Source organism: Hyphomicrobiaceae bacterium, from assembly GCA_041397645.1.
GTDB lineage: Bacteria > Pseudomonadota > Alphaproteobacteria > Rhizobiales > Hyphomicrobiaceae > Hyphomicrobium_B.
Window position 1 is genome coordinate 106,003 of record JAWKWE010000007.1, and the last position, 15,688, is coordinate 121,690.

The 15,688-nt window shown below is 59.9% G+C and carries 11 protein-coding genes and 1 riboswitch; of the genes, 1 reads left to right on the forward strand and 10 read right to left on the reverse strand.

All coding sequences use genetic code 11. From position 1 onward, the window contains the following. Positions 1-53: 53 nt before the first annotated feature. From atzF to R3D51_18465, 9 genes are all read right to left on the reverse strand, one after another. Complete coding sequence (gene atzF, locus R3D51_18425) at positions 54-1,841, reverse strand: allophanate hydrolase (protein MEZ5901459.1); 1,788 nt, start codon at positions 1,839-1,841, stop codon at positions 54-56. Continuing rightward, positions 1,838-5,452, reverse strand: coding sequence for an urea carboxylase (gene uca / locus R3D51_18430; protein MEZ5901460.1), 3,615 nt, complete (start codon positions 5,450-5,452; stop codon positions 1,838-1,840). The genes atzF and uca overlap by 4 nt, the downstream gene beginning before the upstream one ends. Positions 5,453-5,456: 4 nt before the next feature. Further along, positions 5,457-6,104: an urea carboxylase-associated family protein gene (locus R3D51_18435; protein MEZ5901461.1), complete on the reverse strand. Its 648-nt coding sequence runs from the start codon at positions 6,102-6,104 to the stop codon at positions 5,457-5,459. An 11-nt stretch (positions 6,105-6,115) separates the two neighbouring features. Then, positions 6,116-6,838 (reverse strand): urea carboxylase-associated family protein, encoded by a 723-nt coding sequence (locus tag R3D51_18440; protein MEZ5901462.1) that lies wholly within the window; start codon positions 6,836-6,838, stop codon positions 6,116-6,118. Between the two features lie 114 nt (positions 6,839-6,952). Then, positions 6,953-7,816 carry an ABC transporter ATP-binding protein gene (locus R3D51_18445; protein ID MEZ5901463.1) on the reverse strand — a complete coding sequence of 288 codons (864 nt, stop codon included), beginning with the start codon at positions 7,814-7,816 and terminating at the stop codon, positions 6,953-6,955. Further along, entirely contained in the window at positions 7,813-8,631 is an 819-nt protein-coding gene (locus tag R3D51_18450) for an ABC transporter permease (GenBank protein MEZ5901464.1), read from the reverse strand. The genes R3D51_18445 and R3D51_18450 overlap by 4 nt, the downstream gene beginning before the upstream one ends. A gap of 51 nt (positions 8,632-8,682) precedes the next feature. Next, on the reverse strand, positions 8,683-9,747 hold the full coding sequence (locus tag R3D51_18455) for a putative urea ABC transporter substrate-binding protein (GenBank protein ID MEZ5901465.1): 1,065 nt from the start codon (positions 9,745-9,747) through the stop codon (positions 8,683-8,685). 129 nt (positions 9,748-9,876) lie between these two features. Next, positions 9,877-10,004, reverse strand: a riboswitch (guanidine-I (ykkC/yxkD leader). Positions 10,005-10,131: 127 nt separating this feature from the next. Next, positions 10,132-10,332, reverse strand: coding sequence for a hypothetical protein (locus tag R3D51_18460; protein MEZ5901466.1), 201 nt, complete (start codon positions 10,330-10,332; stop codon positions 10,132-10,134). A gap of 229 nt (positions 10,333-10,561) precedes the next feature. Continuing rightward, positions 10,562-11,737 carry a type III PLP-dependent enzyme gene (locus tag R3D51_18465; protein MEZ5901467.1) on the reverse strand — a complete coding sequence of 392 codons (1,176 nt, stop codon included), beginning with the start codon at positions 11,735-11,737 and terminating at the stop codon, positions 10,562-10,564. Positions 11,738-12,011: 274 nt separating this feature from the next. Between R3D51_18465 and R3D51_18470 the strand changes: the two genes are divergently transcribed. Next, positions 12,012-13,079 (forward strand): YeeE/YedE family protein, encoded by a 1,068-nt coding sequence (locus tag R3D51_18470; GenBank protein ID MEZ5901468.1) that lies wholly within the window; start codon positions 12,012-12,014, stop codon positions 13,077-13,079. Positions 13,080-13,116: 37 nt separating this feature from the next. Here R3D51_18470 and R3D51_18475 read toward each other — a convergent pair whose 3' ends face one another. Further along, positions 13,117-15,531, reverse strand: a complete 2,415-nt coding sequence (locus R3D51_18475) for a DUF4384 domain-containing protein (protein MEZ5901469.1) — start codon at positions 15,529-15,531, stop codon at positions 13,117-13,119. Positions 15,532-15,688: the final 157 nt, after the last annotated feature.

Consider the following 15,688-nt stretch of genomic DNA (forward strand, 5'->3'; position numbering starts at 1 on the left):
TTCGGCAAGTGTGCCTCAGCCCATGGCAAGAGGCAATCCGCCCATAAAGCAGGCTACACGTGCGCCGAAGCGAGATAGGCGCGCCAGCCCCCATGCGCGGTAATATCGGTTGCATCCTTCACGGCATGAGCTTCGCACACAAAGCCCTTCACGACGCTGCCGTCGTCAAGCGTCAGGGTGCCGATGCCTAACGGGGCAGGAATGAGAGCAACGAAAGATCCGAACGCCGCCTCATCCATCTCCCAGATTTCAACCTCAATCTTGCCCTGGCTCTTGCCATCGAAGACGAGGCCGGGCTTGGCCGGCTTTGCCCCTGAGAGCGCATAGAAAGCGTAACCCGGCGCCGTCCGCGCCGTTCGCAGCAATTTGGCCCCTCGCTCGGTCAGCTGCGTGTTGAGCGGCTGTCCGGACAAGTGCGCACCAACGACAGCGACCGAAATGCGCCCTTTGTTCGATGCCCCGTCCGCTGCGACCGCCGGTGTTGCCTTCAGCGGCTGAGCCGTCTTGCCCAGTGAAATATCTCCCAAGGCACGGTGCATCGCATCGGCAAAGCTCTGGAGGCTACGATCTTCGAACGCGCGGGCCAGCAACGTCACGCCATATGGCAGCCCCGTCGGTCCGAAACCTGCGGGCACAGCGAGTGCCGAAAGGTCCATCAGGTTCACGAAGTTGGTGTAGAGGCCGAGATTTGAGTTGAGCCTCACGGGATCGGCAAGAACATCCTCGATCGTGTAGATCGTCGGCGTGGTCGGCAGCAGGAGCATATCCATCTTTCCCCATTCGCCTTCCGCCGCGCGAACCAGATCGGCCAACCGATAAAGGCCCTGGAACGTATCGGTTGCAGAATACTTTTCCGCGCCAAGAATGATCCCGCGCACCACCTCGTGAATGGAATCCGGCTCTTTCCTGGCAAAGTCCGCAATTGCAGCCAAGCGTTCCGCTACCCATGGACCTTGGTAAAGCAGCTTGGCCGTGAGCTGAAACGGCTCAAAATCGATCTCGACGATCTGCGCGCCTAGTGAACGTGCGCGTGCGATGGCGTCAGCGTACATCTTGGCCGCCACCTCATCGCCGCAGAATTCAAGCGGCGCGCGCGGCACGCCCACGCGCAAATCGCCACCGAAACGACGCACCGAAGCTGGCTCAGGCCGCGAGTAAGCGTCCTCGGCGTCAAATCCGGCCGCTACATCGAAAGCCTTGCCGGCATCGGCCGTCGTCAGAGCGAAGATGGACACCGTATCGAGGGTTCGACACGCCGGCACCACGCCGCGCGCGCTGAGCGCTCCCTTTGTCGGCTTCAAGCCGACAATGTTGTTGAACGCAGCAGGGACACGACCTGACCCTGCCGTATCGGTCCCAAGTGAGAATGACACCAGTCCCGCTGCGACCGCCACCGCCGACCCCGAACTCGATCCACCGGAGACGTAGCGCTCGTCAAAAACACACGACGGAATTCCATAGGGCGACCGCGTACCGACGAGACCGGTTGCGAACTGATCCATATTCGTCTTGCCGATGAGGATCGCGCCTGCCGCCTCCAAGCGTTCCACCAAGGTGGCGGAACGCTCGGGCACATAGGCGAACTGCGGACACGCGCACGTCGTCGCCAATCCTTGGACGTCGATATTATCCTTCACGGCGAAGGGAACGCCGTAAAGCGGTCCGCGCGGCGCCTCCTTCGCCTTGGCGAGGGCTTCGACGCGAGGGACGAGAGAGATCCATACTGGCCGCTCCCCGCGAGCGGCAATTGCGTCGTAAACTTGCGCAACGATGTCGGCTGGCGTGAAGGCACCTTTCGCATAGCCGTCAGCGAGATACGAGATGTCCAGAGAGTGACTCATTGGGCAGCCTCCGGCATCGCGCTGCTCATGACGATTAGGACTTGCCCCAGCGAAACCGCATTACCTTCCGCGCACCGTACTTGGACCACTTCGCCCGAATTAGGGGCAGTGATCGACATTTCCATTTTCATAGACTCCACAATAACAAGCACATCACCCGCAGCGACTTTGTCGCCTTGAGCAACGCTGATCTTCCACACGCATCCAGGGACGCTGCTTTCAACCGCGATACCGCCTTCCGGAATACCTGCATCGTCTTCCGGTTCAGCCTCGAGCGCGGATGCAGCCGCCATCTGATCTGACAGCGCCCAGCGGGCGCGTTCTTCATCGAACGCTGCCTGTTGTCGGGACTTGGCAGCCCCGATCGCCTCTGCATTGTCGGCAACGAACTGCCGATAGGCCTTCATCGAGAAGACCGTCTCCTCGATTTTGATCTCGGCCGTGCCGTCTATCATTCCGTCGCGAATACGAAGCAACTCCTCGGCCGACACAGGATAGAACCGGATCTGGTCGAAGAAGCGGAGAAGCCACGGCTTTCCATCTCGGAATGCCTCGGTCTGCCGGTATGTATTCCAGACCTGCGACGTGCGTCCGAACAGCTGATAGCCGCCCGGGCCTTCCATGCCGTAGACGCACATATATGCGCCACCAATGCCGACTACGTTATCGGGTGTCCAGGTTCGCGCCGGGTTGTATTTCGTGGTGACGAGCCGGTGGCGCGCATCAATCGGAGTAGCCACCGGCGCACCCAGATAGACGTCGCCCAATCCGAGCACGAGATAACTCGCATCGAAGATGATGCGCTCGACATCGGCGACGCTGTCCAGCCCATTGATCCGGCGGATGAACTCGATGTTGGACGGGCACCACGGCGCGTCCGCGCGCACCGACTGAATATATTTGTCGATCGTCTTCTGAACCGCTGGATCGTTCCACGACAACGGCATGTAAACAATCCGCGACGGCACTTCGATGTCACCGATGTCGCCCAGCGCGTCCTCGATAGCGGTTAGCTCATCGAGAAGCTTTGCGAGCGGTAACATGCGGCTGTCGTAGTGCACTTGTAGCGATCGGATGCCGGGGGTAAGATCAATAATGCCCGACAGACCGCGTTCCTGCAGCCGCAGCATGAGAACATGGGCTCGGAAGCGAAGCTCGAAGTCAAGAACGATAGGCCCGTATTCGATCAGCAGATACTTATCGCCCTGACGCCGATAGGTGACGCACGGCAGTCCCTCTCTCGCCGGACGCTCGGCAACGATGCAATCGTCCGCTGCCCCAGGAACTGGGTCGGCAACGATGTCGGCGGTGTCGACGTGCAGCGAGGCAATCTCTGCATTCTGCCGCTTTTCCAACTCAGTCGCGTAGGCCGCGCTTATGCGTTTGAAGCGCACAGTGTCGCCTGGCTTCAATTGCCCCAGCTTCCAGATTTCGGCTTGAACAATCGTTGCCGGACATACAAAGCCTCCGAGCGAAGGACCGTCGGGACCTAGAATGACAGGCATATCGCCGGTGAAGTCGATCGCGCCGATGGCGTAGGCATTGTCGTGGATATTACTGGGATGAAGCCCCGCCTCGCCGCCATCGCTGCGCGCCCATTTCGGTTTGGGCCCGATAAGTCTCACGCCCGTGCGGTTCGAGTTGTAGTGCACCTGCCAATCGGCATTGAAGAACGTCTCGATATCTTCGTCGGTGAAGAAATCCGGCGCGCCGTGCGGACCATATAGCACGCCAATCTCCCACTGATGGGTCATCGCTGGCATCAGCTCGGCCGGCACCTGCATCAACGAGGCACCCAACGCTGCCGCGTGGGAAATGTGGAGGATGTCGCCGCTGCGCAGCGTGCGGCCACCGTGACCGCCAAAAGGTCCAAGCGAGAATGTTGATTTGCTGCCCAGATAATCGGGGACGTCTATGCCGCCTGCCACAGCGAGATATGTACGAAGGCCGGAGCCGACGATGGCACCGCACTTAAGCGCCTGGCCGGGCAACACGCTGAAAGGAACGCCGTTGTGGACCGGTTCGCCGTCGAGACTGGCTTCCATAGCCGCCCCAGCAAGACACACGGCGGTAGCTGCGTGAAATTTTATCGTGGGGCCCGCAAGCGTCATCTCAAGACCTGCGGCACCTTCCGGGTTTCCAAGTGCCCGGTTTGCAAGCCGGAAGGAAATGTTATCCATGGGCCCTGACGGCGGCACGCCAATGGCCCAATATCCGATCCGGCCGGGATAATCCTGCACGCTCGTCAAAGTGCCGGGAGACAAGATCTCCATCACGGGCGGCTCATAGCTGAACGAGGCCAGCGTTGCCGTCGTCACATCACCAGAATTGACGACGGGTGAGGCCGCCAATTCCGACAGATAGCCGAGGTTCGTCTCGATCCCCGCCAGTTTGGTCTTACCCAGAACTCGTCGCAGACGCTTGAGGGCGGCTGACCGATCCTTACCCTTGACGATGATCTTCGCAATCATCGGATCGTAGTATGAGGAAACTTCGCTCCCCCGCTCCACCCACGTCTCGATCCGAGCCTCGCGAGACCACTCAACGTCTGTCAGCAGACCCGAACTCGGCCGAAAGTCACGTGCGGGATCTTCCGCATAGATGCGCACCTGAATAGATGCACCTTTCGGTTCCGGGATTTTGTCAGGCAACGGCTCGCCAGCGGCTTGGCGGATCATCCATTCAACCAGATCGACGCCTGTTACCTCTTCAGTCACGCCATGTTCAACTTGAAGGCGCGTATTGACTTCAAGGAAATAGAACTCGCCCGTATCGGTATCGAAGAGATATTCCACGGTGCCCGCGTTGGCATAGTTCACCGCCTTTCCAAGGGCGATTGCCGTGTCAAACAGCTTTGCTCGAACCGTGGGCGACAGACCAGGCGCGGGCGTTTCTTCAAGAACCTTCTGGTTTCTACGTTGGGCCGAACAATCGCGCTCCCCTAACGCTACGACGCGACCTTTGCCGTCGCCGAAGATCTGCACCTCGATATGCCGACCGCGTGCCACGAATTTTTCAACGAATATTCCGCTTTCCTTGAAATTGTTGGCGGCGAGACGCTGCACGCGCTCGAATGTCGGCCCGAGATCACGTTCGTGCTCTACGAGTTGCAGCCCGATACCGCCACCACCGGCCGTGCTTTTCAGCATTACGGGAAAACCGATGCGTTGTGCCTCGCGCAGGGCCTCCTCCGCTGTAGCAACCAGATCGGACCCGGGAGCGAGCGGAACACCTGCTTTCTCTGCAAGTTCGCGCGCGGTGTGTTTCAAGGCGAACGCGCGGACGTGCTCCGGTCTTGGCCCGATGAAGGTAATGCCAGCCGCAGCGCAACTCTCCGCGAAGGCTGTATTCTCCGATAAGAAGCCATAGCCGGGGTGAACCGCGTCGGCGCCGCACGCCTTGGCAGCCGCTAGAATGGCGTCACTGTCGAGATAGGATTGCGCAGCCGGCGGCGGTCCGATGCGTACAGCTTCGGTCGCAAGCCGGACATGGCGGGAATGGCGATCGGCATCAGAGTAAATGGCAACACTGGCGATACCCATCTTGTCGAGTGTGCGAATAACACGGCAGGCTATCGCGCCACGGTTGGCAATGAGAACTTTCGAGAACATGCCCTCACGCCCCCTTCTGCCAGATCAAGACTTCGATGGGGGTTGGATTGTAGGCATTGCAGGGATTATTGAGCTGCGGGCAATTGGAAATCAGAACGATGACGTCCATCTCGGCGCGCAATTCAACATACCGTCCAGCGGCAGAGAGACCGTCTGAGAACTTTAGCCCGCCTTGCGGTGTTACCGGCACATTCATGAAGAAGTTTATGTTGTGGGCGATATCGCGCTTGGTCAGCCCGTAGTGCTCGTTCTCAACCACCGCCAGCAAGAAGCTGTCGCGACACGCATGCATGGATTTCTTTTCCAGTGCATAGCGCACCGTATTGCTTTCGGTGGCACAGGCTCCGCCTAGCGTATCGTGCCGCCCGACGGTGTCGGCCGTGATCGTGAGCATCGGACGGCACAGATCCGACATCAAAACGGTACCCACGCTCAGGTAGATGTTGCCCTGTTCGCGGATCGTGTCAGTTGCCGAATAGCGCTCATGGGGATCGGCTGCGCTGAAGAACAGTGTATCTGCGGCTTGGTTGCCCTCCAGATCGAACAAGCGCAGCGTCTCGCCCTGTTTGACTTCGCGCATCCAATAGCTGCCAGCGCCAACGACCTCTCGATAGGACGCCAATTCAGGCTTAAGGGGACTTTCCTTGATCATATGCGCCTCCCTCAGCAGCAGCCGCAGGCGTGGTAGATCCGCACGTTCTCATACCCGCGCGCATTCTCAGGCGCAGACAGGCGGCAGACATCGTCAGCCGCTGCTGGTTCGCCCTGGAGGATCTCAAACCGCACCGGCGTGCGGGGATAGATGGCTGCGGGATTGAGCGGATGGGGACAGGTGTGCATGAGCACAAGCGTGTCCATTTCAAACCGAAGCTCGACGCTCGCACCCGGATTGGCCGCTTGCGGATCGAAGATCAGTCTGCCGTCTTCATCGACGCCTACCTTGCTGAACCAGTTGACATTGGCGGCAAGGTCGCGCCGCTGCATCCCGTACTTAGCGAGTTCGACGAGGAAGCTATCAAATCCGTTCTGTTGCCAGTCGTTGCGCGACTGCTGATAGCTCGAAACGCCCCACTTGCGGGCAACGGTTGCCTTGTTCGCATTTCCGCAAACCGTCTCGTGCCAGCCGAAGCTGTCGGCGACAATCGAGCAGAAAACCCGGCCCATATCCGAATAGAGACAGTGTCCGGTCGTCAGCCTGAAGGTGTGCTGACACTTCAGCGTGTCGGGCGCGTTGTATCGCTCGGTGAGGTTCCTCGGATTGTAAAACAGCATCCCGACATTGGCGCCGCCGTCGAGGTCCGTCAGCCTCAGGCGCGTGTTTGCGCGCATGTTTAGCGACCAGTGTTTTCCCGCAGGCAGCGTGTCGGCGTAGATCAAGGCTGTCATCTTCTTCTCCATCGGGGGCGCACACGAAGCCACCACCCTCGTCTGCCCGGGCCGTCCCGGAATTTTCGCAAGAAGACCATCCAGGCCGTCCCGGATGGCCAAAGCCCTAAGACTTCAACTCGACCCAGCCTTACCCGCTGGTGCGGCGTTGGCCTTGGGATCGACAAGCCCGGCGGCGACCTTGCGCGGCCACACCTCAATATCGCGGGTGACGGTTGCACCTTTCGGGAGAGGCGCAGTTTGCACGACGGCCGGCGCATCGGCAGGCGTGGCCAGATCTTCGCTCAGCGTCGCGCCGTAGCGCTCCAGTTCTTCCGGTCTGTTGCGCTGGCGCTCGAACGCGATGACGCGCGTGCCCAGTCCGAAGGCCTCGCTCAAGTCATGCGTGACCATCACGACGGTGAGATGGCTGGAATTCCAGATTCGCCGGATCAGAACGTGGATATCTGCGCGAATGCCGGGATCGAGCGCGCCGAAGGGCTCATCCAAGAGCAGAATCTTGGGCTTGCGCATCAAGGCTTGCGCGAGCGCCAAACGCTGCTGCATTCCGCCGGAAAGCGCGGATGGATATTTGTCCTCATGGCCTTCTAGGCCCACTTCCCTGAGCAGCGCCATGGCCTCATCGAGCGCCGCCTTGCGTGCCTTGCCCATCAGATGACCCGCAAACGGGGCAAGCTCGAACTCTCGCCCGATCAAAACGTTGCCGAGAACGGTCAGATGCGGAAACACCGAGTAGCGCTGGAACACGACGCCGCGATCAAAATCGGGCTCTGCCTTGAGCGGTTCCCCATCGATCAGGATGCGCCCCCGCGTTGGCGTTTCATCCCCCAACAGCATTCTCAGGAACGTCGTCTTGCCGCAGCCGGACGGACCGACGAGCGCCACGAACGATCGCGGTGCGATTTTCAAATCCAGCTGTTCGAGCACGACCGTATCGCCGTACTCCTTCCAGACCTTGTCGAAGACGATCTCGCTCATGCTGCCCTCGCCTTCGCAAACCAGGGAAAAGCCTTGCGCTGAAGCAGTCGAAGACCAGCGTCCATGACGAAGGCGAGCAACGTGATCCAGATGACGTAGGGGATGATCACGTCCATAGACAGATAGCGCCGCACAAGAAAGATCCGGTATCCCAGGCCACTATCGGCGGCGATGGCTTCGGCTGCGATGAGAAACAGCCAGGCCGGTCCAATCTCCAGCCGCAAAGCATCGATGAGGCGGGGCAGCATTTGCGGAATGACGATGCGCGTGGCGATCTGCCAGGTCGATGCACCCAATGTCTGCGCCTTAATTATTTGCTCGCGCGGTATTTCCTCCACGCGCAGCGCCAGGTCACGCACGAGCTTTAACGTCGTACCGATGACAATCAGCGTGATCTTAGAGGCTTCGCCCAATCCCATGACGATGAACAGAATTGGCAGCAACGCCAACGGTGGCACCATGGAGGCAACCGCTACGATCGGTGCGAAAGTTGCGCGCGCCAGCGGCAGCAAGCCGATGAGGACGCCAGCGACCAGCGCAATCAAAGTTGAGATGGCCAATGCGGATAACAGCCGCACAAGGCTCGCAGACGTATCCGACCAGAACAGATACAAACCCGTGCGCGCATCCGGCAAGAAAGCGTAATGCGTGATCGCTTCGCCCATCGACTTGAAACTAGGCAGAAGCTTGTCGTTGGGATTGACCGCAAGCCGAGCATCGGACGCCAGGATATAGACGCCCAAGAGGATTAAGAACGGCAGACACGCCAGCACGATTGTCCAAACACGGTCTGGCTTGGTGTTGATAATGCGCATGCGTCTCCGCCGCCTCTCTTTGCGTGTATTTTTCGGAAGTTTGGCAGGCGGTTACAGCTTGCCGTCGCTGGCAGCCTTCATGAACGTCGCGTCGTAGCGCAGCTTCACGTTACCCTTGTCGCCGAACACGGTCTTGTCCGGGAACTCGACGCCTATTGCACCTTCCGATTTGGCGTCCTTGCCGAGCAGCGATTTTTCAAACAGGAACTTCGAGACGCGCTCCGTCGTGACCTTCAGATCGTCGCTGGTCGTGAACGCAACCGCGTCGGCGGGAGCAGAAAAGAGCTTCGTCGTTGCAAGCTGCACGTCGAAGCCCTTTACGTCGGTCCCCGATGCCTTGGCCATAGCTTCTTTGGCCGCGGGATCTTTGGCGAGAGCGTCCATCGTGTCGTACCAGATACCGGCAAGCGCCTTTCCGAAAGCCGGATTGTCTTTCAACACGGCGGTGTTTGCGACCATCAGGTCGATGATCTCGCCTGGAATTTTGGAGCTGTCGAACACGATCTTGGCGTCGGGCGACTCCATGATTGTCGATACTATTGGCTTCCAAGTCACGACTGCGGTCACATCCGGTGTCTTGTAGGCCGCGGCCATGTCGGCGTCCGATGTGTTGACGACCTTGAGATCCTTCTCGGCCAGTTTCACACTTTCGAGCCCACGAGCCAGGAGATAATGGGAGACCGAGAATTCAACGAGGTTGACATTCTGGCCCTTGATGTCTGCAAGCTTATCCTTGCCCTTCAAGATCACCGCGTCGTTGCCGTTGGAGAAGTCACCGACAATCACGGCGGTCGTGTCGACGCCACCCGCGGCGGGAATGGACAGCGCGTCCATGTTGGTGACGGTCACCGCGTCGAAAGCGCCGGCGGTGTATTGATTGATCGATTCAACGTAGTCGTTGAACTGCTTGACCTCGATGTTGATGCCGTACTTGTCGGCCCACTTCTTCACGATGCCAGCATCGGCTGCATAGCCCCACGGCATCCAGCCGACATAGATCGACCAGGCGACCTTGAAGTCCTTCTTGGCTTCCGCTGAGGCAGGCGAAACAGCCAACGCCACCGCCGCGCCGATGGCGAGCATGCCTTGCAAACATTTGGATAAGGATCGTTTCATAGATCACCCCTGTTTAGACCACATCCGTACTGTGGCCGCAGGGAGCTTGACGATCATGAGAGAACGGGCTTGCGAAAGCGACTTCAGGAGCCCCTCCTCCCACGAGCGGCAGGCTCGCGAGCGGCACAGGTCTCCCGGGCTTTTGTCCCGCCGTGGCTCCTGGCTTATCCCGTTTTGGAAAATACCAGGGAGTGCCTCTCTCGGACCAGCCGCGACGCGCCGTATGGCGCGCCGCCGGAACCCTAGAGGCTTTATGAGAGGTTACATTGCAGGGCGCGTGCCAAAATTGATCTTCGAATATTACACGCTTTTTCCGCCGCTCGTTTGTTAAGCTGCACTGAGATCGAGCAGCCCGCGCAATCTCTGAGCAGCGACGCCGCTGACCTACTCGGCCGGATCGACCTTGGAGAACGACTTGAGCGACGGCTTTGGTCCTGATCGTCGAGCCTTCTGCACCGACACGCGCGCGACGTCCGACATGATCTGTTTGAGTTCGAAATCGACCTCACGAAGCCTGGAGCGCACGATTTCTTTGCCGACCGCATCCAGCGTACCGACCCGCCAAGGCCACCAGAATTTCCGCATAAGCCGCTCCCGCAATCAATAAAAAGCAATCGATACGTAGCAAATGAAAGTCATAGTATGGTGAAGGCATCCCCGCGATCCACAGGGCCAAATATTATCATACACCCTGCGCGCTACATCGGCCACAGCGGCGTCCCGAAAAGGCAAACATTTGCAATTAGCGGCTGACGATCCGCACACGCATCCGCGCATTAAGTCGCCCGGCACCGTCCGGCAAAATAGGCGTTCATTATGCCTTGTTTGCCACGCGGTCCTGCTCCTCCAAGTAGATGGAGTAGATCGGCTCATCCTGCAGGATAACATCGTGATAGGCGCCGTAGCCGTTGAAGCGCGTAGCCAAGGCACGACCATAAGCGCCAATGTTGCCGATCTCGATGTAATCGCCTTCCCGCACAGACGCCGGCAATAGGAACGGCCCCTTCATGTGGTCGATGCTGTCGCACGTCGGCCCCCAGAATTCGAACGGCAGCAGCGGCTCGTTGGGATCGAGCCCCTCGCGAATAAGGCGCACCGGAAAGACAAACCCGAGCTGGGCGCTATCAAACAGCGCACCATACCCACCGTCATTGATGTACAGCTCATCGTCCTTGCGCAGATCGACCTTCACGATGAGGCTCTCAGCTTCTGCCACCAGAGCGCGCCCCGGCTCGCAGATCAGGCGACAGTCTTCCGTTACCGGCAACTTGGCCATGGAGGCTTGAATGACGTCGACGAAATCCGACAGGCGCGCTGGTACGCTATCGGTGTACTGGGAGGGAAAGCCGCCGCCGACGTCGATGGCGTCTACCACGACACCGGCCTTGACGATCAGCTTCTTCACTTCCTCGAACGCCATGGCATAGGCATCAGGCGTCGTGGTCTGAGAGCCGACGTGAAACGTAATTCCGAGTTCGTCTGCGACTTGCCGGGTCTTGACCAGCAGCTTGGCCGCCTTCGCGCCCGTCACTCCAAATTTCCGTTCCAACGGCACACGGCTGTTCTTGGCCGGCACCGCGATGCGCACAAACAGCTCCAGATCCTTGGCGCCATTGGTCTCCTCCACGATTTTCTGAAGCTCGTCCTCGGTGTCGAGCGCAAAGCATTTGATGTCGTAATCAAAGTACGCCTTGCGGATGGCGTGGCGCGGCTTAACCGGGTGCATGAAGTGCAAGCGCACGCCCGGAATTGTCGCGGCGTCCTCCAGCTCAACTACCGAGGCCACGTCAAACTGGGTGATGCCTGCGCCGTAGAGAGCGCCCAGCAGGAAAACCGAGCTATTCGCCTTGTAGGCGTAAGCTACCTCACCAGGGAAATTCTGCGTGAACCAGCGCGCCGCGCGGCCTGCCGCGTGCGGACGGGCGGCGAAAACCGGAATTTCCGGCTTGAGCGCCTTGACCATATCCAATGCGCTGGCGAACTTTTCCATGAGCAGATGACCTCGACAGAAAACCGGGCAAGCCCCCGAAAGACAACGCAAACGCAAGCTGCGGCGGCAGTTTGGTGAGGAGGTGCATTTAGGGGCACCTCCCCCCCCTGTAAAGACCCTATTGGCCTGTGGCGCCCATCCAGGTCATTTGAGTGTTAATCGATGAAGACCTTATGACGAACGTTGACGCCACCGCCTGCGTGCTCGAAACATTCTTTCGCCATTGAAGAAGAGAGGCCCAAGCACCCCCCCTATGGAAGCGCTGAGAACAATTTTGCAGAACAATCCCCACGAGGCTTTGTTCCTCGTCGGCCTGCTGATTGGGGGCGCGTTCGGGTACGTTTCGGCACGCACGAATTTTTGTGTAATGGGAGCAATTTCAGACTTTCGCACCTTTGCAAGCCCAGGCCGCCTCGGCGCCGTCGCACTGGCAGCGGCAATTGCAATTGCGGGCGCCCAAACGCTCGACGCTTATCGTTTGGTCGATCTCTCGCTGAGCATGTTTCTGGCCCCCTCCATCAGCGTTCTAGGTGCGGTAGCCGGCGGCCTCGTATTCGGAGCGGGCATGGTCTACACGGGAGGATGCGCCAGCCGAAACCTCGTGCGCGCCGGCAGCGGCGACCTGCGCGCGCTCCTTTCGCTCTTCGTGCTGGCCGCCGCCGCCTTCGCGACCATATCGGGCGTATTCTCGCCCTTGCGTTCCAGCTTCGAAATGACGACCGCGCTGGACGTCTCGGGCAACAGAGAGTTATCCCGCCTTTCAGGCCCATTTGTTCTCACACTGGGACTTGGCGCGACGACGGCACGTGCCATGGTGGCCGCGCTGATGATCGTTCCGCTACTGGCCTTCGCATTTGTAAAAGCGCAATTGGCGCGCGATCCTATCAACTTGCTGGCTGGGCTTGGCGCAGGCGCGCTTGTCACCGCCGGATGGTTCGTCACCGGAATGACCTATGATGAGATGGCGCTGCGACCCATTCCTCCCATGTCGTTGAGTTTCGTGCGTCCTGTCGCCGACGCGCTCGACTGGGTGGAACGCTCAAGCGCACTTGGCTTGCCAGGGTTTGGTGCTGCCACCGTATTCGGCGCGCTTCTCGGCAGCTTCGTAGCCTCCCTCCTTGCTGGCGGCTTCAAGACGACAGGTTTTGCCGATCGAGGCGACGTGTTGCGCCACATTGGCGGGGCGATGGCGATGGGAATCGGCGGTGTATTTGCGCTTGGTTGCTCCATCGGGCAGGGCCTGACAGGACTCTCGACGCTGAGCGTGCAGTCACTTGTTGCGGCGACCTCGATCTTTGCCGGTGCGTGGCTGGCCCTCGGCCGCCTTGAGCGGAATATATAGCCTCGACCGAGTTGCCTAAATCGGACGCCCAACGCCCTCATTGCAGAACGAGCACTGCGCGACCGTCGATCATATTGCGTCCCGGCGCCGTATCTGCCCGCTCACCACTCGCAGCCCCCCGGTCTCGGCGCATGGCCTCAATCCGGGCGCTTCGGGCACGAGCGGCCTTTTCCGGGTTTGAGCGCAAGTCCGCCTCCGTCACCAGGGCGTCTTCGACAAAGTTCTCCCAGTCTCCAAGCACCGTGAAGCGTTGACGGCCAAACTCATGCTCTATGCCCATCGGGGGAGCAGCCGACGTCGAGCATTGTGCGACGACCAATTCACGCCCCGTTTCCTTGCGGCGAAGCTGATAGGGGGCATCGTTCCCCGGCAACCGGATCGGCTTGCCGGCGCTTAGTAGATTGTCAGGCTCGAAATCGTTCGGAAACAGCACTGTCGCGCGCCCGGCAGGATCGACGTTCGTCACGGTCAAATAGCAGTCGGTGTCGGACTGCGCGTTGATGACGATGAGATCACCCGGCGCTGGCTTGGCTTTGTCGATCCACAGGTCGAGATCGATCTTCCCATCGCTAGCGGAAGCTGACGACGGTTTCGCTTTGTCGTCTGGCATCTCCACACCCTTCAGGTACGCAAACAGCTTGTCGATGGAGGCGCGCGGCAGACGATGCTGCTGAAGGCGACGCGCCAGTAAAGCCGTTTCACCGGTTGCCTTGGAAAGAGCTGCTGTAAATGTCTCAGGGGTCAAATCCATTTCAACCGCCGCGCCTTCGTAGTCTGTCCCGGTGCGATAGCGCTGCGCCAACGCGCTGATCACTTCTCCACCCTCTAGCGTTAGGCGAGGATCGACGCCTGCCGCAATCAGCGCGTTGCGATACCGCTCGTTGTCGGCATTAGAAAGCAATAGAAGCTCACCATCCGTCGCCGCCAACTGAAGCGCCGTGCGCACCACCTCGCTTACAGGAGGTGGCGGAGCAAGCGCCGCCTGACCAGTGACTTGTGTTACCTGCGCTGCTGCTTGGGCCGGCATCATTTGCGGCCGGTAAGCGTCACGAACGATCTTCACGCCATCGCTGTGACACGAGAAACATCCACCCCCAGCCAATGTCGGTTCCACGTCCCCCGCATAGATCGGCTCCTCGACTCCCGGGAGCACTTGATCGAGCCGATTTCCCGCCGCATCGTACAGCGCGTACGCAAGAAAGCCGTTCGGCAACGTAAAAACAACGCGCAACAAGTCCGGCTTGAAAGGTGCACGCACGCCCCCGCCTGCCTTCGGACCAAGCGGATGCTCGAAAAGATCCTGATCGCCCGAGCTCGAAGCGAAATCGTAAACCAGCCAGAAGCCACCGCGCGCGCCGGGATGGCGCTCGACGAGACGATTGCCGCGCGTCACCTGACTCTGACGCACGATGGCGCGCCGCGCGCGTAGCACCCGCACGTTGTAGTCGATGTCGATGCCGTTCATTTTCGCGAGTTCGGTGAGCTTCTGCGGCACTCCGAGCAGTTTGTAATAGAGATCGGGCGCGCTCGCCGCCTCCGCAAACCAGTCACCACGCACCACAGGATTTTGCGCACCTGCAAGACGCCGCGTGTTGTCGGATAAAGGCACGATCAGCGCCTTCGGATAGTCATGTTCCAAGGTATCCCAGTGACCGGGCACCCAGCCGTAATCCTGCAAGCGAAACGACAGGAGTGTGCCGTTGGGATCGACGGCCTTCAGCGCATGTGGCGCGGCGCCCCACGACAGCCCATTCAGAAGTTTCGACATCGCCTGACGCGCGGCCGCGATCTGATCGGACTGCATACAGCCGTTGTAAAGATTGACGAGAGAAATAAAGCGCACATCGCGCGCGCCCTCGCGCTCGACGCGGAGTGCCTCTTCGATCCAGCCGTCCACCTGAGCCGTACTGATGAGTTCACGCCCGGCGCATTGCTGGCTGCGGCTGGGCATTTCGCGCAACCACTCGCGCACCGCCATGATGTCGTCAGGATCGGGGCCGTGCATCTGAGAACCGCTGCCGAAGACGTTAAGCGGCGCGTGTCCACTTGCCAGCACCTGATAAAGAATCGATGCGTCGGGAATGCCCGGCGTCACCAAGCTCGTATCCTTCGCCAAATCCGACAGCGCAAGGATGTTGGCAAGCCCACCGGCTGCCACCGGCTTTTCCAGCCTTCCGTTTTGATGACAACGCGCGCAATAGGTGCTGAACACCGCATACGCTTTCGCGGCGCGCGGGTCCTCGGGCTTGGGAGGAATTGAAATGGCCTGATCCGTTCCGGTTGCCGCATCCCCAACCGACTGCGCCATCACAGGTCGCGACCCAGTCGCAAACGCAAAAGCGGCGACAATCGACATCATCGCAACGACGGCCAGCTTGGCGAAGACAGCCGCAAGTCGCGAGAAGCCCGATCGCCCCTGGCACCCACCGGACCGCGAAGGTGAAAACCTCATCTGTCGATCAGTCGTCCCTGTCTAATGCGCCGGCTCGTGCCCCCGGCCGTCTGCCCTGGCGGCGGCACCATAGCGGGCAACGCCTGCCCCGCCTAGAGCGCGCCATGGAGCGGGCGAGGCTTGCGCCGCATCTTGAGCTCATTGTGTCCGGCGCAAT